The sequence below is a fragment of the Streptomyces sp. NPDC001204 genome (assembly GCF_053598035.1).
Genome location: NZ_JBSFJL010000029.1, coordinates 42,254 through 60,552, shown reverse-complemented (window position 1 = coordinate 60,552; position 18,299 = coordinate 42,254). Strand labels below are relative to the sequence as shown.

Sequence of the window (18,299 nt, the reverse complement as noted above, 5' to 3'; positions counted from 1 at the left end):
GAATGGACCCGATGTCAACCGTGAACGCATCAACCATCCTTCGCACGAGCCCCAAGGTCGGAGTCGACGGACGGAAACTGCCTGAGGGAGCCGAACCCGGTGCGCTCGGCCGGCTGCGTCACGCCGCCGAACTCGGCCTCGACGGGGTCTTCTTCCGCTCGATACTCGAAATGAGCGAGACACTCGATCCGGGCGAGCTGCGCGAGGTGCGCGCACTCGCCGACGAACTCGGCCTCTACCTGGAAGCCGGGGTGGGGAAGGTCAACCCGTACGCAACTCCCGAGACGCCGGAGATCCGGATCCTCGGGGACGGGGATTACCTGCGCGGCATGGAGCGCATGATCCAGGCTGCGGCAGAGATCGGCATTCACGAACTCTGGACCGGAACCGCCAACTACAAGTTCGGGTTGCCCGGCTACTTCGTGTTCGACCGGTTCCGCACCGACGCCCCGTGGCCCGACCAGCTCACCGCGACCGTCAAGGTGCTCAAGAGCCTGGCCCCCGTGCTGAACGCGACAGGCTCCCACCTCAACCTCGAGACCCACGAGGAGATCACCAGTTTCGAGCTCGTGCGCATCGTCGAGGAGGTGGGCCCGAACACCGTCGGCATCACCTTCGACATCGGAAACGTGCTGGTCCGGGCAGAGGACCCCGTGAAGGCCGCCCAGCGCGTCGCGCCGTACGTGCGGATGACCCATGTCAAGGACGCCGGCCTGTACTTCACCGACTTCGGGATCGGCCATCAACTCGTCCCCGTCGGCCAAGGCGTCATCGACTGGGAAGGCGTGTTCGGCCTTCTCCGGCTCGAAGCGCCGCACGTCAACCTCTCCATCGAGAATCCCCAGCTGCGCTTCGAGATGCCGCTGCACATCTATGACCCGACCTGGCGCGCGGCCCACCCCGACCTCACGACCGACGAGCTCGCGGCGATCGTCCAGATGACGGTCACTCACGAGAACAGGATCCGCGACGGGCTGGCGCCCACCCGGGAGCAGGTGTACGCCGCGCCGTGCGGGTCGGAAGACCAGCTCGCGTTCATCACCGAGAGCGCGGCGTTCATCCGCGAAACGCTGGCGAAGGTGGCTGGGAGAGGCGACTGCTGATGAGGGTCGGACTCTCCTGCGAGTACTTCCCGGGCAGCCGGGACCGCTCAGCCCGTGCCACCCTGCAGCGGGCGGCCGAGGAAGGCCTGGACGGCGTCGCGTTCGCGACTCCCCTCACGGTGAGCAGCCGACTGGATCGTCATGAACTGGTGGCGATACGTGACTTGGCGGCCGATCTCGGCCTGTATCTCGAAGTCGGCATCGGTGCCATCGCGACACTGGACCGTGTGATCCCGGCGGTCGAGGCCGAGTCACTGCTCGATGCCTGTCTGGTCCTGGGCAGCACCGAGATCACGGCGTACACGAAGCTCGATCGCTTCGACCCCGGGCACTCGTTCGCGGCTCAGCTGGACGGCGTGGTCACGCTCCTCACGGAACTCGCCCCGAAAGCACGGAACGCACATGCGCACCTCAACCTCGAGACGCACGAGGACCTCACGTCCACCGATGTGCTTCGCGTGGTGCAGGCCGTGGGCCCGGACGTCGTGGGCGTGACGTTCGACCTGGCCAACGCCGTCGTACGGGGCGAGCACCCGCTGCGTGTGCTCGAACAGCTCGGGCCGTACGTGCGCCAGACACAGCTCGAGGATGTGACCCTCAGCCTGACGAAAACCGGTCTGAGACGGCATCTGGCGCCGTGCGGCGGCGGCATCACCGACTGGGCCGAGGTCATCGACGTACTCGGTGCCCTGGCGGAACCGCCGAATCTCACCGTCGAACAGCACAGGGGCCAGTTCGACATCGAAGTCTTCGACCCCATCTGGGTCGGCGCGCATCCCGATCTCGAGCCGGCCGGAGTGCTCGCGCTCGTGGCCGAGGCGGTGCGCGGTGCCCGTCAGGACAGGGACGGGACGTGGTTGCAGCTCTCCCAGGAGCCACAAGCACGAGGGGAACGGGAGTTCTTGGAACACCTTCGGCTCAGCGCGGATCACCTCCGCCTTGTGCTCGCAGAAAGCAGCAGGACCGACCGCACGACAGCGGTCGGGCGAGAGACCGGCCGCCCCCTTGGCGGCGGTGGCACCCATGAGGGAGTACAAGGATGATTCGTGGAACGCGCAAGCGTGCGGCGGGGGTGATGGTCACTCTCTGCCTCGCACTGTCGGCCTGCACCATGAGCACGGACACCGCCTCGAGCAATCACGACGGGACCGGGCCGATCACCATCGGATTCATCGGCGGCATGAGCGGTGTGTTCGCCCCGTACGAGAAGCCGGCCCTCGACGGCGCCGAACTGGCCGTCAAGGAGATCAATGCTGCTGGGGGAGTCGACGGCCGCCCACTGAAGCTGGTCACCGAGGACAACAAGTCGGACATCAACGAGAGCGCGCGCGCCGGACAGGCGATCCTCGACGACGGAGCGGTCGCTTCCCTTGTTCCCGTGGACCTCAACTACGGCGGAGGAGCCGCGCAGGTCATCCAAGGTGCCGGCAAGATCGCGATGTCGGTCGGGGGTGGCAGCACCCAGTGGGCGAAGTTCGGTCCACTCGTCTACAACGTCGGCACTACGGCGACCTCGGACGGTGCGGCGATGGCACAGTTCGCCCACGACAAGGGGATCAAGGACGCCTACCTCATGGTCGACACCATCTCGGACTTCAGCCAGGAGCTCTGCGACGGCTTCAAGACACGGTTCACAGAGCTCGGCGGCAGGATCCTCGGGAGCGACACGTTCAACAACAAGGACACCTCGCTGGGCGCCCAGATCACCCGGATGAAGTCGGCCGCGCCGCAGCCCGGCATCATCGCCAACTGCTCCTTCCCTCCTGGTGGCGCGTTGATGGTCAAGCAGCTCCGCGACGCGGGCATCGACTCGCCGTTGATCTCGAGCAACGGAATGGACGGAGACTTCTGGTTCAAGAACTCCATGCCGAACCTGTCCGGTGTCTACACGGTGGACTGGGCCTCGGTCTGGGGCGATGACCCGGCTCCTGGTGTCAACAAGCTCGTCAAGGACCTGGCCAAGGCGCAGGGCAGCCAACCGCAGAACCAGTTCGGTGTCACGGGCTACATCGCGGTGAAGGCCATCGTGGCGGCCATGCAGAAGGCCGGCTCCACCGACGGCGACAAGGTGGCCGCGGCGCTCAACTCGTTCAAGCGCGAGGACGTGGGCATTCCCCTCACCTTCGACAAGGACTTCCACATGGACCGAACGCGGGAGTACCGCATCCTGCAGGTCGTGAACGGGCGTCCGAAGTTCGTGACCACAGTCAAAACCGCGGGCAACTAGGAACGCATTCGCGTGGGCCGGGCGCCAACCCGGCCCACGCGGAAGGACGGAGAAGTTGTGACCCAGACACTCCAGTACGTTGTGGACACATTGAGCCTCGGCAGCCTCTACGCCCTGTACTCGTTGGGTATCGCCGTTGTCTTCGGCATCGCCAGGCTCATCAACTTTGCGCACGGCGAACTCATCATGATCGCCGGCTTCACCCTGCTGCTGCTCGACGGCTGGCCTCTGCCTCTGCGGCTGGCCGCGGCGTGTGTGGCCGCGTTGATCGCAGCCGTCCTGATGGAGCGGCTGGCGTTTCGGCCCGTCCGAGGTGCCAAGGACGACACGTTGCTGATCACGTCGTTCGCGGTGAGCTTCTTCTTGCAGAACCTGTTCATCGTCATGTTCGGGGCGCTGCCCCAGGGCACTCTGCTACTTCCCGCTCTCGGTTCCTCGTTCAATGTCTTCGGGGTCTCCATCGGCAAGCTCGACGCCGCCACGATCATGGTCACCTTCCTCAGCCTCGCCGCTTTGACGCTGTTCCTGACCCGGTCGTCGCTGGGGATCCAGATGCGTGCGTCGGCCGAGAACTTCCGGATGGCCCGCTGCCTGGGTGTTCCCGCCAACCGGGTCATCGCCACCGCGTTCGCGATCAGTGGTCTGCTGGCTGCGTTCGGCGCGGTCATGATGGTCACCCGCACCGGTCTGACTTCGCCGGTCATGGGTGTGACACCCGTGTTCGCGGCCTTCGTCGCGAACATCATCGGTGGTCTCGGGCGGTTGAGCGGGGCTGTGCTCGGTTCGTACCTCCTGGCCGGCCTGACGGTCGCCTTCCAGGCCCTCCTGCCGGTGGGCCCCCGTTCCTACCGCGACGCATTCGTGTTCGGCGCCCTGCTTCTCGTGCTGGTAGCACGGCCGAACGGACTGTTGCGGGCAGTCGCGACGGAGCAGCGAGTCTAAGGAGCGCAGATGAGCAACCCGACCAGTATCAAGCGCCGGCCACTTGTCCCACTCACGACGCTGGTGGCCCTGTGCGCCATCGTGACCATCGCCGTCTACGGCTCGGTCGCCCTTGGCAACGACTCGCTCAATCGAGCAGTCGCGCTCGGCATGGTGAGCCTGATCGCCGTTGTCGGTCTGCACGTCTTCATCGGGAATTCCGGCGTGGCCTCGTTCGGGCACGCCGCTTTCCTCGCCATCGGGGCCTATGTGACGGCGGCCGTCAGGGTTCCGGCGGCCACCAAACAGGCGATGCTTCCCGACCTGCCGGGCCCCCGGACGACACCGTTTCTGGCCGTCCTGCTGGGAGGACTCGCCGCGGCGGTCGTCGCGTTCACCGTGGGTCTGGTGCTGATGCGGCTCAACGGCCTCGCAGCGGGTCTGTCCACCTTCGCCCTGCTCTCGATCGTGTACGTCATCGCGTCGAACACCCGCAAGGTCACCGGTGGCGTCAGCGGTGTCTTCGGCGTCCCACAGACAACCAACTCGCTCACCGTCCTGCCCTGGGTTCTGTTCGCCATCCTGGTGGCCTGGGCATTCGCCCAGACCCGGTTGTGCCTGCGGCTGAGGGCTTCCAGAGAGGACGAGGTCGCCGCCAGGTCGATCGGCATCGAGGTGCTCTGGGAAAGGCTGGGCGCCTTCACCTTGAGCGCCTTCCTCACCGGGATCTCCGGCTCGCTGATGGCCATGTACCTGGGGTCGTTCAACCCGGACGCGTTCTACCTCTCGATCACGCTGATCATGCTGGCCATGCTCGTCGTCGGCGGCGTGACATCCCTGTCGGGCGCAGTCCTCGGAGCGATCTTCGTCTCCGCGCTGCGCGAGTTGCTTCGCATGGTCGAACGAGGCGTCGAAGTCGGAGGGGTGGCGATACCGCGGTTCGAGGGGCTGCAGCAGCTCGGCACCGCCGTGGTCCTTCTCCTGGTGCTCCTGCTGAGGCCCCGAGGCCTGACCGAAGGACGGGAGATCCTGCACATGGGTACGAGTTCCCTCTGGCGTCCGGTCCGAGGCCTTGTCCGGCGCCGCGACGACGCAACGAGCCGGCATGCCGACGAGACCAGGAGCAACAGCGACGCGGAGGCAAAGGCATGAACGCCACGGTTCGCACGGAAGCGGTCAGCGTGCACTTCGCCGGAGTCAAGGCGCTCCAGGACGTCGACCTCGAGCTCGCCCAGGGCGAAATCCTCGGTCTGATCGGGCCCAACGGGGCGGGGAAGACCACGTTGGTCAACGTGCTCTCCGGCTACCAGAATCCCACTACAGGGCGGGTCTGGCTCAACAGCACCGACCTCACCCGCCGTCGTCCCGCACGCCGCGCCAAGGAAGGCCTGGTCCGGACCTTCCAGAACGTGCGGCTCTTTCCCGAACTGTCCGTTCTGGACAACATCCTGCTCGGGGCCCTCGGCACCGGACGGAGGACGGCCGACGGACTGCGCCTGGCCACCTCTCTCCTCGAGTCCGCTCACCTGACGAACTGGGCGCGCACGGAGGCCCGCGCCCTGCCGTACGGCGCGGCAAGGCGGCTCGGCATCGCCCGGGCCCTCGCGACACGACCACGGTTCGTCCTCCTGGACGAACCGGCCGCCGGCCTCAACGACAGCGAGAGTGCGGACCTCGTCGAGCTCCTCAAGACGATGCCCGCGGAATTCGGAGTCGGGCTCCTTCTGATCGAGCACGACATGCATGTCGTCATGTCCGTCAGTCAGCGAATCCACGTGCTCGACTTCGGCAGGACCCTTGCTGTGGGGACCCCCGAAGAGATCAAGCTCAACCCCGAGGTACAGCGTGCGTACTTCGGACGCCCCGTGGAGGTGCCACATGCTCAGGGTGAATGACCTGACGGTCCGATACGGTGCGGTCACCGCCGTCGACCGCGTGTCGCTCGAGGTTCCCGAGGGCAAGGTCATCGCCCTCGTCGGAGTCAATGGCGCCGGCAAGTCATCGACGCTGGCGGCGATTTCCGGACTGGTGAAGGCGGAGAGCGGCAGCGTCGAACTCGACGGAGAACAGCTGTCGCGGCTGTCGCCCGAGACCGTCGTACGCAGAGGGATCGCACTGGTTCCCGAGGGCCGCGAGATCTTCGCGAGCCTCACGGTCGAGGAGAACCTCCATCTGGGCACACTGGGACGAGGCGACCGTGGCAGCGCCAAGGAAGCCACCGAGGAGGTACTGGAGCAGTTCCCGGTGCTCCGAAAATACCTCAAGTCCTCGGCGGGGAAGCTCTCCGGAGGCGAGCAGCAGCAACTCGCCATCGCGCGGGCCCTGCTGTCCAACCCCCGCGTGCTGCTCCTCGACGAGCCGTCGCTCGGTCTCGCTCCCCAAGTGGTCGACCTGGTCTTCGACGTCATCGACGGGCTTCGTGACCGAGGCGTGACCGTGCTGCTCGTGGAACAGAACGCGACGCGAGCCATCGAACTCGCCGACTTCACCTACGTGCTCAGGCTCGGCAGGATCGCCGACCAGGGCAGCCGTGACGCAATCCTGAGCCGGACCGACCTGATCTCGCTTTACCTGGGAGGCTGAATGAACTCCGTCGTGGTGAAGAACGCCCGTTTCGCCAACCAGCCGGGTCAGCACGACATCGAAATCGAGGCAGGCCGCATCCACCGCATCACGCCGGCCGGGGAAGGCGGCAGCGCCACCGATGAACTCGACGCGCAGGGCGGTTTGGTGACGCCGTCCTTCGTCGACGCGCACTTTCATCCGGACAAGGCCCTGACGTTCCCCCGGGTGGGACCCATGGGGCAGGGTTCCCCAGTCGACTCCCTGGCCGTCGGGGCACGCATAAAGGCAGCCTTCACCGTCGACGACGTCACCGATCGGGCCAGGCGGGCCATGGAGGCCGCCGTCACGAGCGGGGTCGGAGCGATTCGCGCACAGGTGGACGTCGACTCCGCCATCGGACTGGCGGGCCTCCAGGGCATCCTCAAGGTCAAGGCGGAGCTCCACGACGTGGTCGACCTCCAGATCGTCGCCTTCCCCCAAGAGGGAGTCGTCCGCGATCCTGGTGCCCTTGACCTGCTGCGGGAGGCGCTCACCATGGGGGCGGACGTCCTGGGAGGCGGTCCCGACAACGAGGGCGACCCGGCCTTCCACCGTGCCCATCTGGACCAGTTGTTCGAGCTCGCGGCGGAGTTCGACGTCGACCTCGACCTGCATGCCGACATGGACGAGGACCCCAGCAGGCGCGCGCTGGAACTGATCGCGGAACGCACCCTCGCCCATGGTTGGCAGGGCCGAGTGAACGCCGTGCACTGCTGTGCGCTCGCGGCGTACCCGGACGACCTCGCCCACCGTGTCATCGAGCAGGTCGCCCAGGCGGGCATTCAGATCTGCATTTGCCCGATCGGCAACCTACAGCTCGTCGGGGGAGACGTCACACCGCGCGGTCGAGGAAGCTCGCGTCCCAAGGAACTGCTGGCCGCCGGCGTGAACGTGGCCGCCGGAACCGACAACCTGCACGACATGTGGTTCCGCTTCGGGAACCTCGACCCAGTGGAGACGAGCCGGATCACGTGCCTGGCCGCTGGTCTGCGCACCGACCAAGAAGTGCTCGAAGGCTTCGCCATGGTGACCGACCGAGCGGCGGCCTACCTCGGCCTCGGCGGCTACGGCATCGCTCCAGGCAATGACGCGGATCTCGTGATGTTCAGTGCGGACAACCTCAGCGACGTCATGCGAGGCGTCCCCGGTACGCGCACCACCCTCAAGAGGGGCCGAGTGGTCGCCCACCGGGAGACCACCGCCAGGATGGTCCGAAGCTGAGTCCAAGAGGCAAGCGACAGTTGGCTAGCCTGGCGCACACGTGAATTCAACGGACTTCTCACACAGAGGAAAGGTTGACCATGCAGAGGGCTTCTCGGATGTCACTCGTCGACATTGTGGTCAACGAACTCCATGCGGAGATCAAGGCGGGTCGCTGGAAGGTCGGCGACCGGATCCCGCCGGAGTCGGAGCTGGTCAACCTGCTGGGCGTGAGCCGTGTGTCCGTTCGGGCAGGTGTGCAGTCACTCGTGCATGCCGGCCTCCTGGCCACCCGCCAAGGAGACGGGACCTTCGTCGTCGCCACAGACGTGACCGACGTGGCACTGCGCCGGCGGTTGGAGAAGGCCAGGCAGGAGCACGTTCTGCAGGTTCGGTACGCGCTCGATGTCGCTGCCGCTCGGCTCGCGGCGCTCAACCGTACCGAGCGTGATCTGCGCGGTATGACGGCCGACCTCGAGGCGCGCGTGGAAGCCTTCGCCACGCGCGATGTCGAGGCATTCGTCGCTGCCGATGTCGCCTTTCATCTGAAAGTGGCCGTGGCGACACACAACCCGGTCCTTTCGGACCTGTACGGCAGCCTGGTGGGCACGCTGGCCGAAGCCATGCGTCGGGGCTCATGCCTCGAGACAGAGGAAGCCGCGGGCGGCGAGGTGCTGCACAGGGAACTGTTCACGGCGATCCGCGACCGAGAGGTCGACAAGGCCGTTGACACCGCGTTCGGCCTCGTCGATGCCAGCATTTGGGAGGTCGAGACCGGGAGCGAGCACGGGAGAGGGAAACAGGAGAGCTGAACCCGGCAGCACTGTTCCGCCGGAGAGTTCATCGAGCTGCCGTCGACGACGGAGGTGAAGGCCGCGGCCGTCAGTGGGGCACACCGGCCCACGGGCCCCGGCGCGCGACCTGCTCACGCTGACGCGCGGGGGCCCGGCGCCCGGACTCGGCCCCCTGACGCCGCGCGCACCAGCGCGGCCATCACCCGTACGTCCTCGCCCATCTCCGGGTGCCACTGCACGCCCAGCACGAAACGGTCGCCGGGCAGTTCCACCGCCTCCACCGTGCCGTCCGTCGCATGGGCCGAGGTGCGCAGGCCCTCGCCCAGGCGGTCCACCGCCTGGTGGTGGTACGTCGGGACGCACATCTTCTCCGGTACCACGGCCGCGTACCGCGTGCCCGCCACCGGGGTCACCGGGTGGGAGCCGAAGACGCCGACGTCCTCGGTGTGGCCGTCGATGTGCTGGACGAGGGTGCCGCCGAGCGCGACGTTCAGCAACTGCATGCCCCGGCAGATGCCGAGCAGAGGCATGTCCGAGTCCAATGCCGCACGGATCAGGGCGAGTTCCCAGGCGTCACGCTCCCGCGCGGGCGGCCCGGTGCGCGGCTCGCGCTCGGCGCCGTAGCGCTCCGGCTCGACGTCCGGGCCGCCCGCGACGACCAGCCCGTCGAGGCGGGCGACCACCGACGCTGCGTGGGACGGATCGTCCGGCGGCAGCATGGCCGCGAGCCCGCCCGCGGCCTGCACCAGCCGCGGGTAGACGGCGGGCAGCAGCGCCGCGGGCAGCTCCCAGACCCCCCAGGACGCCCGGGACTCCAGATAGGTGCTGACGCCGATGAGCGGCTTGCCCACTGTGTGCTCCTTCATGGTCCTCAGTCGCGGTTCAACTCGGCTTGCGCCGCCGCGAGCGCCACACAGCGCTCCATGGAACGGATTCATACCTTTGTGCCGACGGTGGCGGGAAATCAAGACCCGTGCGTGACGTCGCCGTGAACCGTCCGCTCACGTCAGGAAGCCGCGCAGCAACGCGGCCGTGCCCGCGCAGTGCTCGCGCGTCATCTCCCGGGCGCCGTCGACGTCTCCGTCCAGCACGGCCTCGACCAGGGCGATGTGCTGGCGCTGCGAGTGCTCCAGGTTCCGCACCAGCAGCGGTATGCAGTCCAGCAGGTCGTTCACGGTCGCGCGCACGGCCGCGTACTGCGCGGTGAGCGTCGGCGATCCGGACAGCTCGGCGAGTGTGAGGTGCAGCAGCGTGTCGAGCCGGCGGTACTCGGTGAGCGGCGCGTCGTGCGTGCGGGCGAGCGCGTCCCGCAGCCGCTCCGCCTGCTCGTCGGTGAGCCCGTGCGCCGCGCACAGCCCGGCCGCGCCCACTTCCAGCACCTCCCGGAACCGCAGGACGTCCTCGACGTCGACCTCCTCGATGCGGCGGCGCAGCTCGTCCTCGCCGGGGGCGGCCGCCTTCGGCAGGACGAACGTTCCGCCGTAGCGGCCGCGGCGCGACTCCACCAGGCCCTGGTCCTGGAGGACCTTCAGCACCTCGCGCAGCGTCACCCGGCTGATGCCGAGCCGGTCCGCCAGCTCCCGCTCCGACGGCAGCCGCTCGCCGCCGGGCACCAGACCCAGCCGTACGACCTGGAGTATCTGTTCAAGAGCCTCCTCGAAACCGTTCCCCGCCCGCACCGGCCGCAGCACCGGAGTCAGCGGGTCGTCCGTGAAGGCACCCTCGCCCGCGTCCGTCTGCGACATCCGACCGCACCCCTTCCCAAGCAATGGTTCTCGGCAATACCTTATAGGTCTCGGCTGACCGAAGGAGGCTTTCCCGTGGCAGACCGCACACCCCCGCTCAGCGTCGAGGAGCTTCGCGCCCTCGTCGCGAGCGGCGAGATTGATACTGTTGTCCTCGCCTTCCCCGATATGCAAGGGCGGCTCCAGGGCAAGCGGTTCGCCGCACGCTTCTTCCTCGACGAAGTCCTCCGGCACGGCACGGAGTGCTGCAACTACCTCCTCGCCGTCGACGCGGAGATGAACACCGTCGAAGGCTACGAGATGTCCTCCTGGGACCGCGGCTACGGCGACTTCGCCATGCTCCCCGACCTCGCCACCCTGCGCCGGGTGCCCTGGAACCGAGCCACCGCGATGCTTATGGCCGACCTCGCCTGGGAGGACGGATCACCGGTCGTGGCCGCGCCCCGCCAGATCCTGCGCCGCCAGCTCGAACGGCTCGCCGACCTCGGCTACACGGCCAACGTCGGCACGGAGCTCGAGTTCATCGTCTTCAAGGACTCGTACGAACAGGCCTGGGACGCCGGCTACCGGGGCCTCACCCCGGTCAATCAGTACAACGTCGACTACTCGGTCCTCGGCACCGGCCGCATCGAGCCGCTGCTGCGCCGCATCTGCAACGAGATGAGCGCGGCGGGCCTGACCGTGGAATCCGCGAAGGGCGAGTGCAATCCCGGCCAGCACGAGATCGTGTTCCGCTACGACGAAGCCCTGGTCACCTGCGACCAGCACGCCGTCTACAAGACCGGCGCCAAGGAGATCGCCGCACAGGAGGGCTACGCCCTCACCTTCATGGCGAAGTACAACGAGCGCGAGGGAAACTCCTGCCACATCCACCTCTCCCTCGCCGACGCGGACGGCAACAGCCTCATGGCCGGGGACGGACCCGGCGGAATGTCCCCCGTGATGCGGCACTTCCTCGCCGGGCAACTGGCCGCGCTGCGGGACTTCTCCCTCCTCTACGCACCCAACATCAACTCCTACAAGCGCTTCCAGCCCGGCTCCTTCGCGCCGACCGCCGTCGCCTGGGGCTACGACAACCGCACCTGCGCGCTGCGTGTCGTCGGCCATGGCCGGTCGCTGCGCTTCGAGAACCGGCTGCCCGGCGGCGACGTCAACCCGCATCTCGCGGTCGCCGGCCTGATCGCCGCCGGTCTCCACGGTATCGAGCAGCGGCTGGAGCTGCCCGACGAATGTCCGGGCAACGCCTACACCGCCCACTACGAACACGTCCCCAGCACCCTGCGCGAGGCCGCCGAGCTCTGGGAGAACAGCCCGATCGCCAAGGCCGCCTTCGGTGACGAAGTCGTCGCGCACTACCGCAACATGGCCCGCGTCGAACTCGACGCCTTCGACGCCGCGGTCACCGACTGGGAACTCCGCCGCTCCTTCGAACGCATGTGAGGCCCTTCTTGTCGTACGAGCACGAGGACCACGAGGACAGAGACACGTACGTGCACGAGCACCAGGTACTGAACCCGGCGACGGAAGAAGTCATCGCGACCGTCCCCGCCGCCACTCCCGAGGATGTCGACGCGGCCGTCGCCCGCGCGGCTGTGGCCCAGACCCGCTGGGCCGCCCTCGCGCCTGCCGACCGGGCCAGGCTGCTGCGCCGCTTCGCCGCCTCCGTCGACGAACACCTCGAAGAACTCGCACAGTTGGAGGTGCGCGAGGCAGGGCATGTCATCGGCAACGCGCGCTGGGAGGCGGGCAACGCCCGCGATCTGCTCGACTTCGCCGCCGGGGGAGTGGAACGCCTGTCCGGGCGCCAGATCCCCGTCCCCGGCGGACTCGACATCACGATCCTCGAACCCCTCGGGGTCGTCGGTGTCATCGCGCCGTGGAACTTCCCGATGCCGATCGCCGCGTGGGGGACCGCACCCGCACTCGCGGCCGGCAACGCCGTCCTCCTCAAACCCGCTGAGACGACCCCGCTGACCGCTCGCCGGCTCGCCGAACTCGCCCTGGAGTCAGGCCTTCCGGAACACCTCTTCCAGGTGCTGCCCGGCGCGGGCGACGTGGCGGGCAACGCACTCGTCGAGCACCCCGGCGTCGCCAAGATCGTGTTCACCGGATCCACCCGCGTGGGCAAGGCGATCATGGCCAAGTGCGCCGCCCGCGTGAAGCGTGTGACCCTCGAACTCGGCGGAAAGAGCCCCAACATCGTCTTCGCCGACGCCGACATCGAGGCCGCGGCCGCCGCCGCGCCCATGTCGTTCCTCGACAACGCGGGGCAGGACTGCTGCGCCCGCACCCGCATCCTCGTCCAGCGCTCGGTCTACGACCGCTTCCTGGACCTGCTCACACCCGCCATCGAGTCCGTCGTCGTCGGCGACCCGAGCGACGAGCGCACCCAGATGGGCCCGCTGATCTCGAAGGTCCAGCTGGAGCGCGTACGGTCGTATGTCACCGACGACCTGAAGGCGATCCGCGGCAGCGCGCCCGAAGGGCCCGGCTTCTGGTTCCCGCCGACCCTCGTCACCGACGTCGACCCGGGCGCGCCCATCGCCGCCGAAGAGGTCTTCGGCCCGGTCGCCGTCGTCCTGCCCTTCGAGGACGAGGCCGACGCGGTACGGCTCGCCAACGCGACCGAGTACGGCCTGTCCGGATCGATCTGGACACGGGACGTGGGCCGTGCGCTGCGCGTGTCCGGTGCCGTCGCGGCCGGCAACCTCTCCGTCAACTCCCACTCCAGCGTTCGCTACTGGACCCCCTTCGGCGGCTACAAGCAGTCGGGGCTCGGCCGCGAACTCGGCCCGGACGCGCTCGCCGCTTTCACCGAGACCAAGAACGTCTTCATCAGCGACGTTTCGACCAACACGAACAGCACGGAGGGCTGAGCACTCATGACCGACACCAGCAACGTCTGCCGCCGCCTCGTCGGCCGTACCGCCGTCATCACCGGTGCGGGCAGCGGCATCGGCCTCGCCACCGCGCGCCGCCTCGCCTCCGAGGGCGCGAACGTCGTCTGCGGCGACATCGACGAAACCGCGGGCAAGGCGGTCGCCGAGGAGGTCGGAGGCACCTTCGTGAAGGTGGACGTGACCGACGCCGAGCAGGTCGAGGCGCTGTTCAGGACCGCGTTCGACACCTACGGCTCCGTCGACATCGCCTTCAACAACGCGGGCATCTCGCCGCCGGACGACGACTCGATCCTGGAGACCGGCCTGGATGCCTGGAGGAGGGTCCAAGAGGTCAACCTGACCTCGGTGTACCTGTGCTGCAAGGCCGCCATCCCCTATATGCAGCGTCAGGGCCGCGGTTCCATCATCAACACCGCGTCGTTCGTGGCCATCATGGGCGCCGCCACCTCGCAGATCTCCTACACCGCGTCCAAGGGCGGCGTGCTCGCCATGTCGCGCGAGCTGGGCGTGCAGTTCGCCCGCGAGGGGATCCGCGTGAACGCGCTCTGCCCGGGGCCCGTCAACACCCCGCTTCTCCAGGAGCTGTTCGCGAAGGACCCGGACCGGGCGGCGCGACGCCTCGTGCACATCCCGGTCGGGCGGTTCGCGGAGGCCGACGAGATCGCGGCCGCGGTCGCGTTCCTCGCGAGCGACGACTCGTCCTTCGTCAACGCCACCGACTTCCTCGTCGACGGCGGGATCTCGGGCGCCTACGTCACGCCGCTGTAGTCCCCTTCGGCTTCCGGCCACCACGCCGACGGCCGGGCGTCGCAAGGCGCCCGGCCGTGGGTTGAAGCGAAGGCTTGATCATTTCAGGGCAGGAATTCCCAGAACGGGCGGTCAGGCGCGAAGTTGCGAGAACACAACGTCACGTCCCTGCCTCTGAGATAATCCAGCAACCACTCACTGAACGTCATCTCGTAGAGAGTCCAGGCCGGACTGTCGAACTCCTGGACCACGACGCGCCAGGGCGACGAGGGCTCATCGGGAACGCGAAGGAATACCGCTTCCCCCGTCGTGGCCGTCGCCACCGGCATCAATTCCCCGGGGTTCGCCCCTGCCGGACTGGGCAGGAACTCCGCCATGTCCTCCTCGCGCCACAGCTCGAGATCCCCCCTGATCATATCTCCCAGCCTGTGCAGAAGATGACCGGCGGGATGCTTCAGATACAACTGCCCGTTGATCTCGATCGAACCGTAGGCGTTCACGATCTCACGGAAGTCCGCGGGAAATTCGATACCGAATTCCTGCTCCAGTTTGGTCCATGGCGCCGGATCCGACCAGTTGAACCGTGGTTCACCCAACAGGGCTTGGATCTCTGGAAGCGTTGCCACCACTGGGGCCCCTTCTGGCACGTCGAACCAATACCGGTCTCGGAGTTGATCACAGTACGACGGAATCTGCTGGGAGCTTGTTCGTATTCGGTGAGGGCGGTCTCGATGTCAGACGGTGAAGTGGTGCGTGCCGGAGCCGACCTGATAGACCGTGCAGCCGTCCTTCTGACGCAGGAACGTCCCGTGAGTGTGGGTGACCGCCTCCGGAGCGGACGCGGGGATCCACACCTCGGCAGTAGTGTTGGGCGGCACCGCGCAGGTCAGGGTGAAGCGGCCGGCCTGCCGCCGCCATCGTGTGGAGACGGGCCCGTAGAGCGAGGTGAACGTGGCGCGGGAGGAGGTGACGGCTCCGCCCGGACGGGGGCGGATGACGATCTCGCGGTAGCCGGGCCGGCCCGCCGAGATGCCGGCGATGTTCGCGTACATCCACTCTCCCACCGAGCCGTAGGCGTAGTGGTTGAAGGAATTCATTCCTGGGTCCTGAAAACTGCCGTCGGGCCGTATGGAGTCCCAGCGTTCCCACATCGTCGTGGAGCCCCTGTCGATCTGGTAGCCCCAACTGGGGAACGAGCGCTGCTGCAACAGGCGATAGGCGACGTCGGTGTGGCCTGTGTCGGTCAGGACGGGCAGCAGCCGGGGCGTGCCGAGGAAACCTGTCGAGAGGTGCCAGTCCTTGGCCTCGATCAGGGCGACGAGCCGGTCGGCCGCGGCCTTCCGCAACGCGTCCGGCATCAGGTCCATCGACAGTGCGAGGACATAAGCCGTCTGTGTATCGCCCTTGACCCTGCCGTCGGAGGTGACGTAGGCCTTCCGGAACGCCTCTCGTACTCGTCCGAAGAGGTCGAGGTACGAGGCAGGGTCCTTGCCGAGCTCCGTGGCCATCCGAGCCGCGAGGTCGGCGCTGTGCGCGAAGTACGCCGTGGCGATGACGTCCTTGGGGGTCTCGTCGTCGACGTTCAGCCAGTCGCCGTATCCCTCAGCCGGGCGCAGGAGCCGGTCGCTGTGCTTCTCCAGGTACCTCAGCCAGGCCTGGACGGACGGCCAGGCGTCGGTCAGGACCTGGCGGTCGCCGTATGCCTGGTAGAGGGACCAGGGGACGGTGACGCCCGCGTCGCCCCAGCCGGCGGTGCCGCCGCCGAGTCCGCCGACGTCCGGTGCCACGTTCGTGAACGCGCCCTCCGCGGTCTGGGCGTCCCGGAGGTCGACGAGCCACTTGGAGAGGAAGCAGGCCGACTCCATCGTGTAGGCGGCGGTGGGCGCGAAGACGTTGATGTCTCCCGTCCATCCCAGGCGCTCGTCCCGCGCGGGAGTGTCCGTCGGAACGGAGAGGAAATTGCCGCGCAGCCCCCACGTGATGTTGCGGTGCAGTTGGTTGAGCATCGGAACGTCGGTCTCGAAGTCGAGTGTGAACGGTGCTGACGTATGCATGACACGCCCGGTGACGGCCCTCGGCGAGGGCGTGCCGGGGAATCCGGTCACCTCGACATAGCGAAAACCGTGAATGGTGAAGCGGGGCTCGTAGCTCTCCACCCCGTGGCCCTTGAGGGTGTACGTGTCGGTCGCCGACGCGCTTCGCAGGTTCGCCGTGTAGACGGTGCCGTCGGGGTTGAGTACCTCGGCGTGTCTGAGCCGGACGGTCGTTCCCGCGGCGCCCGACACGCGCAGGCGTACCGAGCCGACCATGTTCTGGCCCAGGTCGAACACGAAGACACCGGGCTTGGGTTCGGTCACCTTCTTCGGTGTCAGTTCCTCGGCCACGCGTACCGGACCGGCCTCCTGCGCGACGATCAGGCCGGGGCCGATGTCGCCGTCGCCGCGCACGCCGAACCAGCTCCCGTCGTCGAATCCGGGTGAGGTCCAACCGGGGGTCTCCTTGCGCGCGTCGTACGTCTCGCCACCATGGAGGTCGGCGGCGACGATCGCCCCGGAGGCGGCCCGCCAGTCGGGGCCCGATGTGATGCGCTCGCTCGTCCCGTCCGCGTACTCCACCTCCAACTGCGCCAGCAGCGAAGGATGTTCGCCGTACTGGTGAGGACCGAACATGCCGACGTCGCCCGCGTACCAGCCGGGTGCGAGATATACCCCGATGGCGTTGGCGCCGGGCCGCAGGAGCGTGGTGACGTCGTACGTCTGGTAGTGGACGCGGGTGCGGTAGTCGGTCCAGCCGGGAGCGAGATGATCACGGCCCACACGGCTGCCGTTGAGGTGGGCCTCGTAGAGACCGAGCGCCGTGGCGTACAGCCGCGCGCGGGACACCTTCCGGCTCCGGAGCCGGAACGCGTGGCGCACCTGGGTGACGGCGTACGTCACCGGGACGACCCTTCCCCAGGGCCCGCCACCCCACGGGGCCGCCACCCTCGCCGCCGGCCAGTCGCCGTCGTCGAAACCGAGCCCGCGCCAGTCGGCCGGAGGCTCCTGATCCGTGGCCTTCCAGGACGCGTCGGTGACCGTCCTCTGTTCGCCGTAGGCGGTACGGACCGTGAGAACGGCGATGACTCCCGCCGGGCCCGGGGACGCGTTGGTGGCGGAGACGGCAATAACGTTGTCGCCGGTGCGCACCCGGTCCAGTACGTCGATCACGGCCGGGCGGCGCCAGCCGTCGTTGTCGGTCTCCAGGTCGGTGCGGGCCACCTCGACTCCGTTCACGGAGACGGTGTACACGTTGTCCGCGCTGATGACGAGCGTCGCCGCGCTGATCCCGTCGGGCAGCTCCGCGGTGCCGCGGAACCAACGGGTGACCGCCGGAACACTGCTCGCCGGATCACCCTCGGGGAACCAGATCCAGGAACTGCCCTCCAGGGACGGCACGTCCGTGAGGCTCGCCGGAGCCGAAATCCAGTCGGCCGTCCACTCCCCGGGATCCATGAGGCCGGTCTCCCACCACGAGGGCTCGCTCCAGCCGGAGGCCCGGCCGTCGGCGTCCCACACGCGTACGGACCAGAAGTAGCGTGTCCGGGGCTGAAGCCCAGGGCCCCCGTACGGCACGAGGACGGACTCGCCGGACGCGACCTTCCCGCTGTCCCAGACGTCCGGACGGGACAGGCCCCTTGCGCTGGTGGCGACCCGGATCTGATAGGCGCTCTGCCGCACACCCGGCTTGTCAGCAGCCAACGGCCAGCTCAGCCGGGGGCGTTGCGCATCGAGACCGAGGGGGTGCTGGACGTACTCCACGGTCGGGGCCGTGACGCGCAGGCCGTCGTGCCCTGCGTGCGCCCGCGCCTGGACAGGTTCGGACGCCGGCACGGCAGCCGCGGGTACCGAGTCCAAGGTCGCCGCCGCGACTGTGGCGGCCGCTCCCGCCAGAACACTCCTCCTACTGATCACTACGACTCCTCGTCCAGGAATGGATGAATCGATTCAGTGTCGTTGAGTGTGGGTAACGTAAGGGCGGGCGAGGTGAAGGTCAATCGTTGTGCAGGTACTTTCGCAAGC

The 18,299-nt window shown here is 67.9% G+C and carries 16 protein-coding genes; 12 read left to right on the top strand and 4 right to left on the bottom strand.

Annotated features, from left to right (window positions below):
* Window positions 1-20 precede the first annotated feature (20 nt).
* From ACWC91_RS31140 to ACWC91_RS31100, 9 genes are all read left to right on the top strand, one after another.
* Entirely contained in the window at window positions 21-1,103 is a 1,083-nt protein-coding gene (locus ACWC91_RS31140) for a sugar phosphate isomerase/epimerase family protein (RefSeq protein WP_450641199.1), read from the top strand.
* Window positions 1,010-2,146 carry a sugar phosphate isomerase/epimerase family protein gene (locus ACWC91_RS31135; protein WP_450641200.1) on the top strand — a complete coding sequence of 379 codons (1,137 nt, stop codon included), beginning with the start codon at window positions 1,010-1,012 and terminating at the stop codon, window positions 2,144-2,146. The genes ACWC91_RS31140 and ACWC91_RS31135 overlap by 94 nt, the downstream gene beginning before the upstream one ends.
* On the top strand, window positions 2,143-3,330 hold the full coding sequence (locus ACWC91_RS31130) for an ABC transporter substrate-binding protein (RefSeq protein WP_376504638.1): 1,188 nt from the start codon (window positions 2,143-2,145) through the stop codon (window positions 3,328-3,330). The genes ACWC91_RS31135 and ACWC91_RS31130 overlap by 4 nt, the downstream gene beginning before the upstream one ends.
* Before the next feature lie 57 nt (window positions 3,331-3,387).
* A complete protein-coding gene (locus ACWC91_RS31125) occupies window positions 3,388-4,272 on the top strand; it encodes a branched-chain amino acid ABC transporter permease (RefSeq protein WP_225080091.1) in 885 nt (294 codons plus the stop codon).
* Between the two features lie 9 nt (window positions 4,273-4,281).
* A complete protein-coding gene (locus ACWC91_RS31120; protein ID WP_450641202.1) occupies window positions 4,282-5,403 on the top strand; it encodes a branched-chain amino acid ABC transporter permease in 1,122 nt (373 codons plus the stop codon).
* On the top strand, window positions 5,400-6,146 hold the full coding sequence (locus tag ACWC91_RS31115) for an ABC transporter ATP-binding protein (protein ID WP_225080089.1): 747 nt from the start codon (window positions 5,400-5,402) through the stop codon (window positions 6,144-6,146). The genes ACWC91_RS31120 and ACWC91_RS31115 overlap by 4 nt, the downstream gene beginning before the upstream one ends.
* Window positions 6,130-6,834, top strand: a complete 705-nt coding sequence (locus ACWC91_RS31110; RefSeq protein WP_225080088.1) for an ABC transporter ATP-binding protein — start codon at window positions 6,130-6,132, stop codon at window positions 6,832-6,834. The genes ACWC91_RS31115 and ACWC91_RS31110 overlap by 17 nt, the downstream gene beginning before the upstream one ends.
* The gene (locus tag ACWC91_RS31105; protein ID WP_376504632.1) at window positions 6,835-8,076 is read left to right on the top strand and encodes an amidohydrolase family protein; all 1,242 of its coding nucleotides are present in this window, start codon (window positions 6,835-6,837) and stop codon (window positions 8,074-8,076) included.
* 98 nt (window positions 8,077-8,174) lie between these two features.
* Window positions 8,175-8,867 carry a FadR/GntR family transcriptional regulator gene (locus tag ACWC91_RS31100; RefSeq protein ID WP_225080916.1) on the top strand — a complete coding sequence of 231 codons (693 nt, stop codon included), beginning with the start codon at window positions 8,175-8,177 and terminating at the stop codon, window positions 8,865-8,867.
* Window positions 8,868-8,980: 113 nt separating this feature from the next.
* On the opposite strand, the gene ACWC91_RS31095 is transcribed toward ACWC91_RS31100, so the two are convergent.
* Together ACWC91_RS31095 and ACWC91_RS31090 are read right to left on the bottom strand one after the other, a co-directional pair.
* Window positions 8,981-9,715 carry a gamma-glutamyl-gamma-aminobutyrate hydrolase family protein gene (locus tag ACWC91_RS31095; RefSeq protein ID WP_376504630.1) on the bottom strand — a complete coding sequence of 245 codons (735 nt, stop codon included), beginning with the start codon at window positions 9,713-9,715 and terminating at the stop codon, window positions 8,981-8,983.
* A gap of 135 nt (window positions 9,716-9,850) precedes the next feature.
* Window positions 9,851-10,594, bottom strand: a complete 744-nt coding sequence (locus ACWC91_RS31090; protein ID WP_225080918.1) for a FadR/GntR family transcriptional regulator — start codon at window positions 10,592-10,594, stop codon at window positions 9,851-9,853.
* Between the two features lie 75 nt (window positions 10,595-10,669).
* Between ACWC91_RS31090 and ACWC91_RS31085 the strand changes: the two genes are divergently transcribed.
* The 3 genes from ACWC91_RS31085 to ACWC91_RS31075 are packed head-to-tail and all read left to right on the top strand — an operon-like array spanning window position 10,670 to window position 14,262.
* Entirely contained in the window at window positions 10,670-12,034 is a 1,365-nt protein-coding gene (locus ACWC91_RS31085) for a glutamine synthetase family protein (protein ID WP_376504628.1), read from the top strand.
* An 8-nt stretch (window positions 12,035-12,042) separates the two neighbouring features.
* On the top strand, window positions 12,043-13,470 hold the full coding sequence (locus tag ACWC91_RS31080; RefSeq protein WP_450641206.1) for an aldehyde dehydrogenase family protein: 1,428 nt from the start codon (window positions 12,043-12,045) through the stop codon (window positions 13,468-13,470).
* Window positions 13,471-13,476: 6 nt separating this feature from the next.
* The gene (locus ACWC91_RS31075; protein ID WP_450641207.1) at window positions 13,477-14,262 is read left to right on the top strand and encodes a 3-oxoacyl-ACP reductase; all 786 of its coding nucleotides are present in this window, start codon (window positions 13,477-13,479) and stop codon (window positions 14,260-14,262) included.
* A gap of 83 nt (window positions 14,263-14,345) precedes the next feature.
* Here the strand turns inward: ACWC91_RS31075 and ACWC91_RS31070 are convergent, their stop codons facing one another.
* Both ACWC91_RS31070 and ACWC91_RS31065 read right to left on the bottom strand, forming a co-directional pair.
* On the bottom strand, window positions 14,346-14,867 hold the full coding sequence (locus tag ACWC91_RS31070; protein WP_450641209.1) for an SMI1/KNR4 family protein: 522 nt from the start codon (window positions 14,865-14,867) through the stop codon (window positions 14,346-14,348).
* 108 nt (window positions 14,868-14,975) lie between these two features.
* Complete coding sequence (locus ACWC91_RS31065; protein WP_450641210.1) at window positions 14,976-18,191, bottom strand: alpha-L-rhamnosidase; 3,216 nt, start codon at window positions 18,189-18,191, stop codon at window positions 14,976-14,978.
* Window positions 18,192-18,299: the final 108 nt, after the last annotated feature.